Origin of the sequence: Paenibacillus sp. FSL M7-1046 (genome assembly GCF_038007405.1) — a bacterium.
Classification (GTDB): domain Bacteria; phylum Bacillota; class Bacilli; order Paenibacillales; family Paenibacillaceae; genus Paenibacillus_AQ.
Window position 1 is genome coordinate 302,257 of the sequence record NZ_JBBOXB010000001.1, and the last position, 16,712, is coordinate 318,968.

Genomic DNA, 16,712 nt, shown 5'->3' on the forward strand with positions numbered 1-16,712 from the left:
CTATTCCTCCCCGTTGTATTCAATCTCCCATTGGACAACCCGGAACTCCGCGCTGCCGCCTTCGGTATAAAGGCGGATGCCTGTGCTTACCTGTTCAGGAAAAATTCTCGCCGAAAATACCGTTTCTCCGTCATTCACAAACACTTCAACCGATGATGTATCCACAAACAGTTGCAGGGTTAGCATGCGATCCCGAAGATCGGCCGTGCAGCTCCGCTCCCTCCCGAACTCCAGGGCCAGAGCTTGACCTGACTCGGAACGGTCCAGTACCACTTTCCCCGCTGCGGTATCGTAATAGATGACCGTTCTCTCATTGGGGCCGACACGGAACTCAATGCCGAAGCGTTCTGCTCCATCCTCACGGATCTGGGCTAGCAGCTCATAGACGGTGCCCCCAAGCTCCTTCATCTCAGCTGTCCCGCTGTGTATTACCGTGTGGGCCTCTGTCATCCGCCCCCGGTGTTTGACCAGTTCTCTGGCCGGACGCTGGATCAGACGGCCGTTCTCCAAGGTCAGCTCGCGGGGCAAAGTCAGACAATGCGCCCAGCCATGCTGATCCGTAGGATAATCAATCTCCGGCAGCCCCATCCATCCGACCAGCAAACGTCTGCCGTCGGGTGCCTGGGTTGTCTGTGGCGCATAAAAATCAAAGCCATAGTCAAGCTCCCGAAATTCACCATGACGGAAATCCCTGTCCGGCAAGCGCAACGGATCGCCAGTGAGATACCCTGACTGATAGATATTCGGGAATTTGTCGCCCTCCGGCGAAAGACCTTGCGGGGAAAACAGCAGCACCCCTGCTCCGTCCAGTTCAAAGTAATCGGGGCATTCCCACATATATCCAAAATTCATCAACCGGGTGCCCAGCTCCCCTTCAAAACGCCAATTGTGCAAATCCGGCGAGCTGTACAGCACCACGCAGCCGGTATGATCAGTGCGCTGTGCACCGATGACACAGTAGTAGCCCTCCGCTGCCTTCCACACTTTCGGATCACGATAATGATCTGTATAGCCAGGCGGCACATCGAATATCACCGGACGCTCGAGCTTTATAACCGTTCCGTCCCGTTCCATTACAGCCAGGCACTGATAGGGCAGTCTGATCCAGTCCTCGGTGCGGGTATTCCCCGTATACATCAGGAACAGCTTGCCATCCTTCTCAATCGCACTGCCCGAGAACACCCCGTGTGAATCGTATTGCCCGCCCGGAGCAATGCCGATGCCAAGGTTCTTCCAGTGCACCAGATCGGAAGAAGAAGTATGATACCAATATTTCATGCCATGCTGCGTCCCCAAAGGAAACCACTGGTAAAACAAGTGGTATTCGCCTCCGTAGTAGGAGAAGCCGTTAGGGTCATTCAGTAATCCCGCTTCCGGCTGGATATGAAATTGTTGTCTCCATGGGCTGCGTGCGACCAGCCGCTCAAGCGCTTCCCGTTCACCCGGCTCTGCTTCTTCGATAAGACGGTACAGCTGTTTTCTATCCATTTTTATCATCGGACTCTCCACTATCTATTTGGTCTAGTTCTCTTTAACGGAACCGGTTCCAAGTATCTTAAAAAGAAAACCTCTTTCCAACATCGCTGTGAAAAAAGGTCCGGAACCGGTTCCAATATTATTGTATGCTGAGTCCAGTCAAATTGTCAACGCTTTCTCGCTGAATAATTTCGCAGCCGGAGACGGAGACTTTGGCGACCTCTTCTCCATTCACCAAGGCTATGATGTTCTCCGCAGCCAATTGCCCGGCTTCTCTGTAATAAAATCTCATAGTCGTCAACGCCGGATGAACAATCTCAGTAACCTCGTAATCGCCGAATCCCGTCACCGACACTCCGGAAGGAATTAGTATATGTCTGAGCGAGGCTGCTTTCATCACACCGAGTGCAATATTGTCGGTCGCGCACACGATGACTGTAGGCACCCTGTCCTCAAACAGCAAATCGGCCGCCGTCACAGCCTCGTTCATTCTGAATCCAGAGGTATAAAACCTTGCATCGCAATTCCCGTATTCGCGAAGAGCCCTTTGGAAGCCTTGCTTCCGCCTTACACCTACCGCGATGTCCTGTTCCGTAACACCAAGATAAGCGATGTGGCGATGTCCTTTTTCAAGAATGTGCTTGCCCATCAGATAACCGGCCGTTACATCATCATGAATCACGCTATGCAGGTCTGCATGCTGCTGCCCGATCAGTATAACCGGAATTTTGCAGTCCCGGACCGCCTTCAGGTGCCGCTCCGTTACTTGCGCCGCCAGCAGCAGCAGACCGGAAACTTTTTGCCTCGCCATCTCATAAATGAATTCAATTTCCCGCTCCAAGTCCTGATTGGTGTTGGCAATGAGCAGCTGATACTGGCGTCCCCGCAACTCATCGTCTATGCCCATCAAGGTCTGCGAGACTGCATAGGAGTCCAAGCGCGGAACGATTGTGCCGATAATGCTGGTCCGCTTTGCCTTCAGGCTTTGGGCGAATGTGTTGGGCACATACTGGTTCTGTTTGATGATGCGTTCGATTTTCTCTCTCGTCGCATCGCTGACAGAACCGCCGTTCAAATATCTTGAGACCGTACTTTTAGCCACACCCGCCGCCCGGGCGATATCAATGATAGTTTTCATTCTCAGGGCTCCTAGCTGAATTTTTCTTTGCGTATCCCTCTATTTTACCACATGGATACCAGTCAGCTTAATAGAACAAATCCCAGCCCGCTATAATAGCGCTAAATATCAGTGCCGAAACACCAGATAACACGTACATGATTTTCCCCTTTTTACCACTCTGCGTACGCCGCAGCCACATTAGTAACAGAACGATATAACTCCCTGCCAGCAGAACATATAGGAGGTTACCTATAAAATGAATACGAATGGAAGAGTACGTGGTGTAATTTATCAATCTATAGCCTAAAATCGCATTGTTTACTATTAACAAAAGTCCGGCAGTATTCACCCATAGATGATATTTGTAGAATTCGGAGGCCGCCTTCGTCTGCCGCTTGATTCTGCGGAAGATAAATCCGGCAAGACCGCTGATCAGTGCAACGATAGTGAACAATGCAGCGATGCCAAGTAGGGTCAGGGAAATGGTTACGCTGTATGCAGTTAAGCCCGAGACTGGAAAAGCATCATTGTAGACAGTGGACTTTTTGGTAACCGTGCCATGATCGTGTATAAAATACTCCAGTCCCGATTGATGTACCGGAGCATACATATAAGGTGCGATCTGCTTAAAGGGGAGGCCGTTAGCGCTATAAGTGCGGTTGTTAATTGCTGTGATCTTTTCGCCGTTAAGGTAACCCAGGATTTTGGTGAATCCATGGACCCCTCTTCGTGCTGACAGGTATTGGCCCTCCACCTCTGAACTCTCTGGCATATCGCCGCTATAGGCTTCCGGTTTGTATTCGCCAAACACCTTATCGGTCAGACCGGTGGTATACTCCCACTCATTGGCCTGGTTAGTCAACACGACCATCCCAAAGCCGGAAGCCGGATCCAAGGTAAACTTGCTGGAAAAGGCTGCAGTATTGCCGCCATGCTCCAATGCAGGAAGGGTATGGTTGATCTCAAAAAAACCGTGGGCAATCCTTGGAATGGCGGTTCCCTCGTAATTCAGGCTTGGGGACAGCATTTCTTTTAAAGCTGCTTGGCTTTGGAACAGCGGACTGCTGCTGCCGGCTGCCGGCATCAGAGCTGCCAGGAATTTCGTTGCATCTTCTGCGGTTCCCATAGCGCTTCCTGCCGGATAAATTCCCATATACCCTCTATTCTTTTTGATTAGCTTCAGGCTGGTTGTATATCCTTGGATGTTGTTCCTGAGCTGCGCAACAGCCGGATTATCCTGCTGCGCCGGGTGTATGGACGTATTGTCCATGCCCAGCACCTCAAAGATATTTTGTTTCACATATGTATAAAATGGCTCACCGCTCTGCAATTCCACTATATAGGCAGCCAAAGCCGCACCAAAATTGGAATACGCCACCACCGTTCCCGGTTGATAAACCTGCCGCGGTTCAAAAGTCTGCAGCGCCTCCCCCAGCTCAGGAATATCTTCCTCTGCAAAATAGTACAAATCGGTTATCCGATCCTGCCAGCCGGCATTGTGATTCATAAGGTTCAAGAGCGTGACAGGTTTTTCATATTTCAGTTTTTTGAGAAAGCCCTGAGGAAGATATTCACGGATATCTGTCTCCAGATCAAGCTTGCCCTGCTCTGCCAGTTGCATCACACTGGTCCAGACCAGCAGCTTCGTAGTCGAGCCCCATTCAAAAACAGTGTCTGTATCAGCTGCGACCTGGCGCTCGATATCCGCGAAGCCATATGCTTTATCGAAGACGGTCTGGCCGTCCTTGATAACAACAACCGAAACCGCTGCTGTTGTCCGCTGACGGGCAGCGACATAAGTATCTATAATGGTCCCGAGCGAAGACAGCGGTGAGCCTGAGGGAGTCGTATCCCCTTTCCCTCCAGCACCCTGGACTGGAAGAGCCAGTGACAGCAGCAGCAGCATAACAGACAGCATTGCGACACCTAATTTTGTAAACCTATAACTTTCGTGTTGTCTTCTCATGCATTACTTCCTTTTCTCATGTTCTGAAATTCAATATAACAATTCCTTAATATTCCACAAGGTGGCACTTAAATCCTACTATAGAATACGATTCAAAAAAAGTGCCTGCCCCTAATGCACACTGGGACAGGCACTTTCAACTTCATCATACATTTACAAGCGGATTTCTCCAACTTATTTCAAACTCTTCCAGACCCAATTCTCCACTTCAGGCAGGTCAATGCCCTCTTCACGGATATACTCATAATGCTTCTTAACCATAGCATCCATCTCATCCGCGATGGCAGTGTGTTTGTCAGCTGCAGGCAAGCTCAGAACAGCTTCCTTCGTCAGATCGAAACGGTCCATCTGATTCAGTACACGCATATCGAACGGAGTCGTGATGTCGCCGTTCTCACGGTAGCCATGTACATGCAGGTTATGATTGTGGCGGTCGAAGAACAAGTCTTTAATCAGGCCTTCATAACCGTGGAAAGCGAAGATGACCGGTTTATCCTTTGTGAAAAATTGATCAAACTCATCGTCGGATAAACCACGCGGATCAAGTTTCTGGCTTCTCAGCTTAAGCAGATCGACCACGTTGATATAACGGATTTTCAGCTCAGGCAATTTCTCATGCAGGATAGAGATGGCAGCCAAAGCTTCAATCGTAGGTTCGGTACCTGCAGAAGCGAATACAACATCAGGCTCTCCGCCTTTGTCTGTGCTGGCCCAGTCAATGATCTTGAGTCCTTTATCAACCAATTCCTGCGCCTCTTGAGCCGAGAACCACTGTGGACGCGGATGTTTGGACGACACAATCAGGTTGATCTTTTGACGGTCGTTCAGGATGGTGTCAAATACAGCCAGCAGGGAGTTGGCATCAGCCGGCAAATATTCCCGGATGAATTCCGGTTTTTTGTCTGCCAGGTGACCCAGCAAACCCGGATCCTGGTGCGTATAACCGTTATGGTCCTGCTGGAACACGGTTGATGTTGCGACAACATTGAGTGAAGGGATATCAGCGCGCCAGCCTTGATCGGTTGCTTTACGCAGCCATTTGAAGTGCTGGGTAATCATCGAATCCACAACGCGCAGGAAAGCTTCATAACTTGCAAAGAAGCCATGACGTCCGGTTAATACATAACCTTCCAGCAGTCCTTCCGCCTGATGCTCCGATAATTGGGAATCAATTACACGGCCATACGAAGCGAGGAATTCGTCATTAGGTTCATTAATTTGATCCAGCCATTGGCGTTTGGTCACTTCAAACACAGGTCCCAGACGGTTGGACATCGTTTCATCTGGTCCGAAAATCCGGAAATTGCGGTTATCTTCATTGAGCAGGACAACCTCTTTCAGGTATTTTCCGAGAACGGCCATATCCTGGGCTACTACTTTACCTGGAACGGAGTTATCAAGCACATAGTCGCGGAAATCCGGCAGACGCAAATCTTTGATAAGGTTGCCAGCGTTAGTAACAGGATTCATCCCCATACGTCTGTCGCCTGTAGGCAGGATTTCGGCAAGCTCTGCGTTCAAGCGGCCGTTCTCATCAAATAATTCTTCCGGTCTGTAGCTGTTCATCCATTCAAGCAAAGCTGGAGCATGCTTCATATTTTTCTGGTCAACCGGAATTGGAACCTGGTGGGCACGGAACGAACCGGTATTCGGCACACCGTCCCATGCTGCCGGTCCAGTCCAGCCTTTCGGGGAACGGAAGACGAGCATCGGCCATACCGGGCGGGTAAGGTCGTTATTTTCACGCGCATTTTTTTGAATGGCTGCAATTCTTTCGACGATAGTATCGAGTACCTTCGCCATTTCCGGATGCATATGTTCAGGGTCTTCACCTTCAACAAAGAACGGCTCCCAGCCCATGCCTGTAAAGTAAGCGGTGATTTCTTCTTTCGATTGACGGGACAGAATCGTCGGGTTGCTGATTTTAAATCCGTTCAAGTGCAGAATCGGCAAAACAGCGCCATCTGTAACAGGGTTGATGAAGCGGTTGGAGAACCATGATGCGGCCAGTGGTCCGGTTTCAGCCTCACCATCTCCAACGACAACAGCCGAAATCAAATCAGGGTTATCCAGAATAGCGCCAGCGCCGTGGGATAAAGAATAACCCAGCTCGCCGCCTTCATGGATGGATCCCGGAGTTTCAGGTGCAGCATGGGAAGCAACGCCGCCCGGGAACGAGAATTGTTTGAACAGTTTTTTGAGACCCGGGATATCCTGCGTAATTTCCGGATAAATCTCAGTATAGCTTCCGTCCAGATAGGAATTCGAAACCATAACCTGACCGCCATGACCCGGACCTTCAACATAGAACATGTTCAAATCATATTTAGTAATTACACGATTCAAATGGGCATAAATAAAGTTCTGGCCGGGAATGGTACCCCAGTGTCCGATAGGTTTAATCTTAACGTCAGCATCTTTCAAAGGTTCTCTTAACAACGGGTTGTCTTTCAAATACAGCTGACCTACCGAAATGTAGTTGGTTGCACGCCAATAAGCGTCAAGCTTTTCCAGATACGTTTTAGACGAATAATCGACTTTCATGGTTGATAATCCCATTTCATCCACTCCTATATATATATTGTTGCTTATTGCCATCCTTTTTCTCTACAAATACATCATACCTCTGCTCAAAATAAATACAACCTTTTTGACAAGTGATACGGTCCAATTTTGTGAAAATTTGAACATAGTATGAAGAACTCAGGAAAAACGCTGTCAAAACACGGTTATATTGAAATTTATGTAAATACGTTACATCCACAAAAAAGTAAAGTATACAAAAAAATAAGACCGGGAAAGTTCCCGGTCTTATTCTGCTCCTTAATGAACAGATACAAACGTATTAAATTTCAAATATTGATAATGAAACCGCATATGGGAAAATTCAAAGGGAGTACCATTGTCCAAAAAGAAAATCCCCTCCATAATGCCAACAGGTTCATTTTCTTTCAAGTGCAGCAGCTCCTGATCCGTGGACAAGGACGGCTCGGCAAAAATAGATAAAAATGATTTGGTTACGGCCAGGTTGCGCGAGTCTTCCAGATAATTAAAAATGGAGCCCTCGATAATCGTCTGGTTTAAATCCTGGACGATTTTTATCGGGATATAACCCGTCTCTATCATAAAGGGATCATCATCGAACAGGCGCAAGCGGACGATTTTATATACAAAATCATGAGGCCCCAGGAACAAATCCCGCTGCAATTCTTTTGTTGGCGGAATGACCTCGAAATTCAATACTTTGACTTTAGGTTTCTTGCCATGCATCTGGAAATTGTCGGTGACGCCCAGATTAGATCCTTCATAATTAAAAATGGATTCGTTTTTTATGTATAAGGGGTTAATAAAAGTGCCTGAACCTCGTTTTTTGAAAATGATTCCGACGCTTTCCATTTTGGTTAATGCGCGCTTGATGGAGCTGCGGCTAACCTGGTACGTTTCGCTAAGACTGCGTTCATCGGGTAATCTCATATCCGCAAACTGTCCAGCAAAGATTTTCATTTTAAGGTCATCAATTATTTGCTTGTAGACAAATTGTGTCATGGAGTACTCCCTCTCAGGTCTTCTGTAACAATTGTTATGTATTCAAACAACCTCTTCGGTACTAACGAAAGGGTATGGATTAAAAATCAATATTAACTATATCATAATAACGTCATGGTTTATACTTTTCTCCACCCGATTTCTGCTAATTGAGGAAGGTTTATTTCAAAGAAAAACCTGATGATCTGCCGAAATATAAGAATGTGGCTATTTTTCCGGAGAGGGGGAGTTTATTATGCATATTGAAATCGTCAAAAGTCTGATCAGCCAAGTAACTGAAGAAGTCTTCTCAGAGAACAAGGATGCTATTGAGAAGGACGGGATTCAAAAAGAAAGCGTTGAATTAGCCGTTCAGTTATCCGCCTTAACAACAATAAAGATCCTTGAAAAACTTGAACTCATTGATAAAAACTAAACGTCTGTCTATCTATATTACATACACACTGACATAGACAAGAACGCAAGCAACCCGCAGCAAGGGAATAATCCTTACTGCGGGTTTTTTATTGCTCTCTTTTAAGCGGCAGACCTTTTTACTTACCATTAAAGCCGCTCTTTACAAACCGGCCTTATTCACGCCGGGCGGCTGCATCTCCCTCTTCATCAAGCTTCCTTAGCTCGGCTATCTGATGCAAGTGATTCAGCATCTGCTGAAAATGATCAGCTTTTTTCTGAATCGTAAGGACAAGCATCTCAAACTGTTCGGAATCCTGTCCTGATTTCTCTATGACATGCAGCAGATCGGCATTGATGCGTTCCACATCTTCAAGGCTGCTGTCCTGGGAAACCTGTATTTTCTCCAGATGCTGGAATACTTCTTCCTCCGCTTCGACGATCTCGTTCATATAAACGGTCGATTGGCCGATCCGCTCGTTCGTCTCTGCCATGGCCCGTGTTCCATCACTGGACTTGTCGTGTAGCTGTTCTATCACGCCTGTCATCCCCGACAGCGAACCCATAATTTCTTCCACGTGGCTGCGGGTCCGGTCGGCAAGATTGCGGATTTCTGAAGAAACGACCGCGAACCCCCGTCCATGCTCACCAGCCCTTGCCGCCTCGATGGCTGCGTTCAGGGACAGCAGATTGGTCTGCTCGGCGATTTCCGTAATAATGCCCGCCAGCTGCCCAATACTCTGAAAATGCTGGCTTAGCTCTTGATTTAAAGATACAAACTGGGTGAATATCGCCGAGGCTTTTTGCATTTCAGCAGATATCTGTACGTTGGCTTCCTTCGCATATTCAATTTTGTTTGAGGAAAACGCGAGACTGCCATACATTTCATTGATAAGCCTTTCAGTTTGCTCGCTGTTGGCCTTTAAATGCTCCAGCAGCCGCTGCGTTCCGCCGATCTGGCTAATCATCTCTCCGCTTCCCGCGCGCAGAGCTGCGAAATCCTCTACCATCCGTCCCTCTTCCTGGAGGATGAACCCGGTTTCGCGGCTGATCTGCTCCGCCAAGGAATAGGCATGAATGCCATAGGATAATGGCTTGGAGACGGGATTCGAATCATTCCAGGTGCTTGATTGGCCGGGCATACTGTCCTTTTCTGTCTGGATGACGCTGCCATGAGTTTCTATATCCGCGTCACGGCTGCTTTTCCCCCATGAAGCGCGCAGCTTGTTGATCCATTGCATAATGAGTCCCCCTTATCCGACCAGCAGTAATACCATTGTCTGGTTGGCATGCTTTTTGTAATATTGCTCCCCGTAGCTGATGAAGCCGGCGGTGTTCCCGCAGAACCCGATCATCTTGTCGTCAAATCCTGCCCACAAGCCATCCCGGAGGAACAGCCGGTCGCGCAGCGTACAATTGATGTTCAGTACAAAAGCAGGCTTAAACGGAATCTCACGCAGTGTCTGCTCCAGCACCACAAGCGGGTCAGCCGCGCTAAGCACCTCCAGATAAGTGCTCGGCATCAATTGGCTGTAGAAGGTAATAGACTTGTCCGGATTGATGACCATCGGAGATGCGATAATCAGATCGTCTTCGTATCTTTTGCCTAGCGGGTTGCTCAGGAAATGCCCGGCTAACAGGTCTTCCTTCACATCCAGCACACGCGCATATTCCTCTGCCGCCGGGCGGCCGTTAAACGAATATACCGTTCGTCCAAACACATCCGCTTCTGTTACCAGCAGTTTCGTTCCGGTCGGAACGTATATGTTCTCTTTGATCAATGCGGTACGGGCGGTCAAGTTGAAAAAGATTCCCAGGTTGCGCACCCGGCGGCTTCCGATATAAAGATAGGTCTCTCCGCTCTCATCATCCGCTGCGCTTCCGCCAAGCACCTTGAACTCTTGATCGATGAAATAAAGCGAGGAGAGAATCGTCTCCTCCATTGCAGCCCTTCCGTCGCACAGCAGCAGCAGAAACGCATTCACGTTGTCTTTTACTTTATGGTACGAGGCCTTGAGGTTATCGCCGCTGAGCACAGGCGGGTGCAGAATTTCCACAATATCGGCGATATCTGCATCGTATTCAAACCCCGAAACCACGCCGTTCCGGTAACCCTTCGGGGTATATTCACCTTTGGTCGAACATAACACGGCATTTGCAGGCGCATGCGGGGACAGTTCCCTGACAGCACCAGCGGAGGCGAACAGCACGAGACCACGGCTGCTTGGCTTTTCCCCCAGGTAACGTTTGACTTCGTCCAATGTGTCAAAAGATAAAGCTTTCATTATGTATAACAACCTTCTTTCGCGGGAAGCTTCCCTTGTAAACTGTTATTGAAAAATTTAGCTTTTATTTTCAATTCTCTAATGGTAAAACGAGAATGGGGATTGTTGTCTGTGAGCAATGTCGCAGGCAGCTTGAAGAGACCGCAATTCCATGGCTGAAAAGGCATACGCCTATAGGTCAGTTGAGGTCATGCCCGAAAACTTGTATGATGAACATACAGTTACCCGAAAGGACAGGAAAGAAGGTGCATCATGACTTATTCACAGCGTTCAACCCACAGCGCAGCCTCATCTGACTTCACGTATCTGGAGTACCAAATTGGCATTGCCGGGGAAGAATTGAAGCAAGCTGAACATGCCGGAAAAGCTTGTGAGGCAGATTTGAACCGGTTAAGAACCTCTCCGACGTATGACCCGGTGACTGATGCCTCCGAGGAGGAGAAACTGCTGGAGCAGGCAGCCAGACAACATGCCTTAGCCGAAGCTATCCGCACAAGTCTCGCCGGACTTGAGGATGAGCTTGCAAAGCTTGAGGATGAATAATATCTGATCAACCAAGCGGAAACGGATATTTTATAGCGTGAAGCATATAAATACTATATATACAAAAAGCCGCCGAACCTCTCAGGGTTCGGCGGCTTTTGTGTTGAGCATCGCGTAGCGCGATATTAGGTCAGTTTTGGGTCAGTTTTACCAGACTGTAATTTTTCTTGCCCTTGCGGATGATGATGAATCGTCCGCCGATAGCATGATCAGCTGTAATCTCCACTTCAAGCTCACTTACACGTTCACCGTTAATGGAAATTGCCCCTTTGGTGATATCCTCACGCGCCTGGCGTTTGGACGGCTCAATCCCTAAGTCCACCAGCCATTCCACGATATTTTTCGATTCAGCGGCTGCGGTATAGGTCGGCATTTCCTTGAAGCCTTCCTCAATTTCTTCTGCGGTCAGAGAGCGGATATCCCCGCTGAACAGGGCAGCGGTGATACGTTTTGCCTGCTCCAGCAGCTCTTCGCCATGAACAAACCGGGTCATCTCTTCGGCCAGTGCTTTCTGAGCTTCCCGTTTATGCGGTTCGGTTTGTACTTTTTCGGCAAGTGCTTCGATTTCCGTCTTACTCAGGAACGTGAAGTATTTGAGGTATTTCACCACATCGCGGTCATCGGTGTTAGCCCAGAACTGGTAGAACTCATACGGCGTCGTTTTCTTAGGATCAAGCCACACGGCGCCCCCGGCGGTTTTTCCGAATTTGGTGCCGTCCGATTTGAGCATCAGCGGGATGGTAAGGCCGAACACCTTGGCTTCGCTGCCTTCTTTTTTACGGATAAGATCCAGTCCGCTTGTAATATTGCCCCATTGGTCAGAGCCGCCGATCTGCAGCTGCACATCCTCATGCTGGTACAGATGCAGGTAATCAATCGACTGCAGAATCTGGTAGGCGAATTCGGTGAACGAAATCCCGCTGTCGAGCCGGCTGGAAACAACATCTTTGGCCAGCATCGTGTTGATGCTGAAGTTTTTGCCGTAGTCCCGCAGGAATTCGATCACGTTAATGTTCTTCGTCCAGTCGTAGTTGTTGACCATGCGCACCTGGTTGTCACCGTCGGTAACAAACAATCTCTTCATTTGAGCAGTCAGCGCTGCAACATTCTCCTGCACCTGCTCCATCGTCTGCAGCGAACGCTCACTCTGGCGGCCGCTTGGATCGCCGATTGTGCCGGTTGCCCCGCCGATCAGAATTACCGGACGGTGTCCGGCGAGCTGGAAACGCTTCAGCATCATAAAGGGAATCAAATGGCCGATATGCATGCTGTCGCCTGTTGGGTCCACGCCGCAATAGAGCGAAATCGCCTTCGTATTCGTTAGTTCCCGCAGTCCTTCCGCATCCGTCTGCTGATTAATGGCGTCGCGCCATTCCAGTTCATCAATAATGTTCAACATGATACAGCCCCTTTTGTGTGATTATTAGTGTTCTTTAGATTTACGTTGAAGCAAGCACAGCGGCTGGGTTTCGGAGGATTCGGCCAACAAAAAAATCGCCCCCTTGTCTATGAAGACACAGGGACGACTATAATTAACCGTGTTACCACCCAAATTGCACGAACACTTAACAGCTGTGTCCGTACCACTTTCAGCGAGTTATCGTTCGCTTCCTTCCGCTTGGCATTACCCAAGATACTCCGGAGTGTAATTCGCAGTCCATGTGTGTGCCGGGTTCCATCACCCCCGGCTTTCTGTGACAGGGACAAAGGCTGCTACTGTCTCGTTCAACGTATACCAACTATAAGATTACAGAAAGTATAGCCAATTCCAAATTTGTTGTCAATGCAGCGGCTGTGTGTAAACCCAATCTGTGTTTCACTTTTGTTTCATTCATAAGACACGTTGCAGGCTATGACCAATATTCTACCAGTCCTCACAGTTACCCTTACTCTGGTTTCAGCTTTGCTTTCACATAAACGATTGGCACTATATTCACCACTGCGAAAATCGCAATTGCCGCATATAGCGCCCACCAGCCCGGCAGCAGGCAGCCCAGTACCATTGCCGCACCCCCGGTGACGTACCATTTCCCAGCGAAGCGCTGAGCCCTGAACCATGCCTGTTCATCTCTCATTGTCTCTTTGGTCCGCAGGCCCGCCAGGGAATTCCGTCTCAGCTTGGGCATCCGGTTGCCGGTTAGCAGCATAATCAGTCCGAGCATCCCTGCAGCAACCCGCATAAGATCCATTCTTGAAAAATCAAAACTTCCCGCCTGCACAAATAATGCCTGAACCGATATTCCCGCAAACAGCACGGTGCAGCACAAGGTAGTAATATCCAATATTTTGGCGATGGATCTTGCGTTGTCTTCGCCTTTACGTGCGGCGCTTCGAATGATGAAAAAGAATATCAGCTTAAAGAATACGAACCCCATCAGGCCTAAAGCGGCCAGAAAGGGTACCTCCGAGCTGGATTTGGGTACAAAGCGGTCGGCATTCCCTTTGATGTCGAAATGCATCGGTACCATGTCCGGCATTTGCGGGTACAGATAGAGATATAAACCCATCGGAATTAAGGCAACAAGCAGGGCAATGATGCTGGTCATCTTGAATTTGAGCATCTTCATTCCTCCTCTTTGAACGCTAGAATCCACTTCATTACATCGTCAAATACACTGGTGTTCAGTTCATAATAAATAAACTTTCCGTCCCGCTCGGTGCGGACCAGATCGGCCTCCCGGAGTACGGACAGATGATGCGACACGGTCGCCTGCGTCATCTCAAAGCGTTCGCCGATGCTTCCTGCAGTCATCCTTCCGCCCTTCAGCATTTCGAGAATCTCTCTGCGGTATTCATCCGACAGAGCTTTGAACGTATCCTTGATTCCCATGCGCACCTCCCGTTAACATTTAGATCAAAATCATTTCGAAATATTTCTATATGTAGGATATTCCATTTTCACTAAAATTACAATAGGGGAGCTCCCGATTATCCATGAACGTAGAACAAGCCCTGGAAGATATTCCAAGGCCCGTTTTTTTCTATTTTTAAGATTTCCCCATTGGAGCGAGGACGTATTAACTGGACACCAGCTGCTCTCTCACCTCATCCACCACATTCCGCAGGCGTTCACAAGTGTCAATCAACTGGTTGACCTCTTCCCGGCCCACCTTCTCAATAATCTCGTTCATGACGCAGGAATACCGCTCCATCTTCTTGTTGAATTCCGTCTGTCCCTGTTCCGTAAGGCTGATATAGATCACTCTGCGGTCTGTTACAGACATGGCGCGTTCAATGTACCCCTTCTCTTCCAGAGAGCTGACAACCTGCGAGGCGGTGGGTCTGCTGATTTGCAGCAGCTCGCTTAATTTGGAGATCATGACTCCCGGACACTCCGGCGCCTCCGGTTCTCTACTTTCTTTCTTCATCATGACATTGATGGCGAACATCATAAGAAATTCCCCGTGGGGAATCGAATCATTCCATTTGGTGCGGGTGGTCAAGCGTTTGATGTTCTCGAATACCATTAGCAGCTTTTCTTCTTGACTATCCTGGGGATTCATAAGACACCTCCGGTTATAGTAGGCCATACCCTTACATTTCTCGAAAAATAGCGTCGTTCAGCTTCTGCAGCAGCTGCCCGAAATTCTCCCGTTCTTCTTCGGTCCAGTCCTCCAGCATTTTGCCGACCTTATCCTGGCGGATATCCATGTTCTGTTTCAGCATGTTAAGTCCAAGTTCAGAAATCTGCAGCGTATAAGCCCTTCCGTCCTGCGGGTCCGGTTCACGGAACAGATAACCCTTCTGCTCCAGCGTTGACGCCTGTCTGCTGATCGTAGAGATATCCAGCCGGAATTCCTCGGACAGCGCCTTAACACCGGCCGAGCCGTGCGAGGCGATTTGACGCAGCAGCAGATACGCGGAGAAGTCCAGCATACCGAGTTTTTTATAAGTGCTCATTGAAGTCAAACGGCGGCTGAGAATTGACATTTCCAGTTCTATGGTTTCTATCGGACGTTTCTCCATGGCAGGTTGTGACCTCTCTCTCAGCTGAAGCATATTATAGTGATACGAGTAATTTTCATAGGAATACACGGATGATTATTGACATCATCATGGCAACTTGTATAATACAAGTATATAGTTTCATTATACAAGTTATTCTTATAAAAGCTAGTGAATTGTTACTGGGGGAACTTTATGAAAGCTCATGAATTTATGATCACGCAGGTCTACAAGGTCAAAGAATATGATACCGTACAGACCTTTATTGAGAAATGCATCCAGCACCGGATCAGCGGCATGCCGGTCATCAACGACAGAAACGAAATTGTCGCTTATTTAAGCGACGGAGACATTATGCGCTATATCGGCAAACATGATGATGTCATCGTTGATTCCTTTTTCCAATTGAATGTGATTAAAGGCGATGAGGATGAGTACGAAGAACGGACCCGGAAGCTGCTGAATCTAAATGTGATGGCAATTGCCAAAAAGAAAGTCATCACGGTATCCTGGGACGAAGACATCGAACGGATCGCCGCCATTCTGGGCAAAAAACAGATCAAAAAGGTTCCGGTTGAACGCGGACGTGTGCTCGTAGGCATTATCAGCCGCGGCGACGTCATCCGCCATTCCTTCAAATCACTGCTCTAGCCGCACATCGCTTCGAAAAGATAGACATCTTCCGGCTGTCCTCCCCAGTTGCGGACAGGTGACAGGACAGCCGGTTATACCCCGGGAAGCTCCTGCCCGCAAAGCCCATAAAAGAAAAGATGCAGCAGCTCATCCAGAAAAGCAGCTTTATCCTCGTGTTTTTCCATCGCCCCAAGCATTTCCTCGGAACTCTTCATGTAGACTTGAATAAGCATCAGGAACGCCTCTACAGAGACCTTATCCGAAATCTCACCGCTCGCTTTTCCGTCCTCCAGCATTTTGACCATCAGTGGAATTATCTTGGTATCATTCTGCTCCTGAATGTACGCATACATCTCCGGATCATTAAACAAGATCTCCTTGATCAGCGCCGGGGACAGGTTGTAATACGTTTCTTTCTCCTTAAAAATAGTGTAGCTGATCAGTTCCCTCAGCGACTGTTTCTTCAGCATTTCTTCCTCGAATTCACGGATGGCCCGCTGAATAAAATCCTTGAAAGACTCCTTAAGCAGCTCTTCCTTGCTGCCAAAATAATTATAAATCGTGACCTGCGAGACTTCCGCCTCCTTGGCAATATCAGCAATCCGCAGCCGCTTCGGCTCCCAGGTCCTCAGCATGACCATGGTTGTCTTCATAATATTCCCCTTGATCATTGCCTTTCTCTTCTCGAAGCCGTTCATGTCCTTCACCCTAACTTGACGATTTAGTGTACTGTCCGAAAAATAATGAAATATATTATTCATATGAGTTCATAATTATATTGACTTAGGTAATTCCCGGGACTATT

At 48.3% G+C, this 16,712-nt stretch carries 16 protein-coding genes; 3 read left to right on the plus strand and 13 right to left on the minus strand.

Annotated elements, in window-relative coordinates; genetic code table 11:
- The 5 genes from NYE29_RS01110 to NYE29_RS01130 all read right to left on the minus strand — a co-directional run bounded on the left by NYE29_RS01110 (position 1) and on the right by NYE29_RS01130 (position 8,108).
- Positions 1–1,494 (minus strand): glycoside hydrolase family 32 protein, encoded by a 1,494-nt coding sequence (locus tag NYE29_RS01110; RefSeq protein WP_340899576.1) that lies wholly within the window; start codon positions 1,492–1,494, stop codon positions 1–3.
- Positions 1,495–1,615: 121 nt separating this feature from the next.
- Positions 1,616–2,614: a LacI family DNA-binding transcriptional regulator gene (locus NYE29_RS01115; protein WP_340893932.1), complete on the minus strand. Its 999-nt coding sequence runs from the start codon at positions 2,612–2,614 to the stop codon at positions 1,616–1,618.
- A 67-nt stretch (positions 2,615–2,681) separates the two neighbouring features.
- Complete coding sequence (locus NYE29_RS01120) at positions 2,682–4,562, minus strand: serine hydrolase domain-containing protein (RefSeq protein ID WP_340893933.1); 1,881 nt, start codon at positions 4,560–4,562, stop codon at positions 2,682–2,684.
- Positions 4,563–4,736: 174 nt separating this feature from the next.
- On the minus strand, positions 4,737–7,121 hold the full coding sequence (locus NYE29_RS01125; RefSeq protein WP_340893934.1) for a phosphoketolase family protein: 2,385 nt from the start codon (positions 7,119–7,121) through the stop codon (positions 4,737–4,739).
- A 264-nt stretch (positions 7,122–7,385) separates the two neighbouring features.
- Positions 7,386–8,108 (minus strand): GntR family transcriptional regulator, encoded by a 723-nt coding sequence (locus tag NYE29_RS01130; protein WP_038588026.1) that lies wholly within the window; start codon positions 8,106–8,108, stop codon positions 7,386–7,388.
- A 235-nt stretch (positions 8,109–8,343) separates the two neighbouring features.
- Here NYE29_RS01130 and NYE29_RS01135 point away from each other — a divergent pair, with 235 nt between their 5' ends.
- A complete protein-coding gene (locus NYE29_RS01135) occupies positions 8,344–8,523 on the plus strand; it encodes a hypothetical protein (protein WP_038588023.1) in 180 nt (59 codons plus the stop codon).
- Positions 8,524–8,677: 154 nt separating this feature from the next.
- Here NYE29_RS01135 and NYE29_RS01140 read toward each other — a convergent pair whose 3' ends face one another.
- Complete coding sequence (locus tag NYE29_RS01140) at positions 8,678–9,742, minus strand: methyl-accepting chemotaxis protein (protein WP_340893935.1); 1,065 nt, start codon at positions 9,740–9,742, stop codon at positions 8,678–8,680.
- Positions 9,743–9,754: 12 nt separating this feature from the next.
- The gene (locus tag NYE29_RS01145; RefSeq protein ID WP_076113611.1) at positions 9,755–10,786 is read right to left on the minus strand and encodes an FIST signal transduction protein; all 1,032 of its coding nucleotides are present in this window, start codon (positions 10,784–10,786) and stop codon (positions 9,755–9,757) included.
- Positions 10,787–11,038: 252 nt separating this feature from the next.
- Here NYE29_RS01145 and NYE29_RS01150 point away from each other — a divergent pair, with 252 nt between their 5' ends.
- Positions 11,039–11,329: a hypothetical protein gene (locus NYE29_RS01150; RefSeq protein WP_340893936.1), complete on the plus strand. Its 291-nt coding sequence runs from the start codon at positions 11,039–11,041 to the stop codon at positions 11,327–11,329.
- A gap of 130 nt (positions 11,330–11,459) precedes the next feature.
- On the opposite strand, the gene tyrS is transcribed toward NYE29_RS01150, so the two are convergent.
- From tyrS to NYE29_RS01175, 5 genes are all read right to left on the minus strand, one after another.
- Positions 11,460–12,725, minus strand: coding sequence for a tyrosine--tRNA ligase (gene tyrS, locus NYE29_RS01155; protein WP_340899577.1), 1,266 nt, complete (start codon positions 12,723–12,725; stop codon positions 11,460–11,462).
- A 490-nt stretch (positions 12,726–13,215) separates the two neighbouring features.
- Positions 13,216–13,890, minus strand: a complete 675-nt coding sequence (locus NYE29_RS01160) for an SdpI family protein (protein WP_340893939.1) — start codon at positions 13,888–13,890, stop codon at positions 13,216–13,218.
- Between the two features lie 2 nt (positions 13,891–13,892).
- Positions 13,893–14,159, minus strand: a complete 267-nt coding sequence (locus tag NYE29_RS01165; RefSeq protein ID WP_076110556.1) for an autorepressor SdpR family transcription factor — start codon at positions 14,157–14,159, stop codon at positions 13,893–13,895.
- A 187-nt stretch (positions 14,160–14,346) separates the two neighbouring features.
- On the minus strand, positions 14,347–14,832 hold the full coding sequence (locus NYE29_RS01170) for a MarR family winged helix-turn-helix transcriptional regulator (RefSeq protein ID WP_340893941.1): 486 nt from the start codon (positions 14,830–14,832) through the stop codon (positions 14,347–14,349).
- 31 nt (positions 14,833–14,863) lie between these two features.
- The gene (locus NYE29_RS01175; protein ID WP_339225807.1) at positions 14,864–15,229 is read right to left on the minus strand and encodes a MarR family winged helix-turn-helix transcriptional regulator; all 366 of its coding nucleotides are present in this window, start codon (positions 15,227–15,229) and stop codon (positions 14,864–14,866) included.
- A 240-nt stretch (positions 15,230–15,469) separates the two neighbouring features.
- Here NYE29_RS01175 and NYE29_RS01180 point away from each other — a divergent pair, with 240 nt between their 5' ends.
- Positions 15,470–15,925 carry a CBS domain-containing protein gene (locus tag NYE29_RS01180; protein ID WP_340893942.1) on the plus strand — a complete coding sequence of 152 codons (456 nt, stop codon included), beginning with the start codon at positions 15,470–15,472 and terminating at the stop codon, positions 15,923–15,925.
- Between the two features lie 74 nt (positions 15,926–15,999).
- Here the strand turns inward: NYE29_RS01180 and NYE29_RS01185 are convergent, their stop codons facing one another.
- Positions 16,000–16,668, minus strand: coding sequence for a TetR/AcrR family transcriptional regulator (locus NYE29_RS01185; RefSeq protein WP_340893944.1), 669 nt, complete (start codon positions 16,666–16,668; stop codon positions 16,000–16,002).
- Positions 16,669–16,712 lie beyond the last annotated feature (44 nt).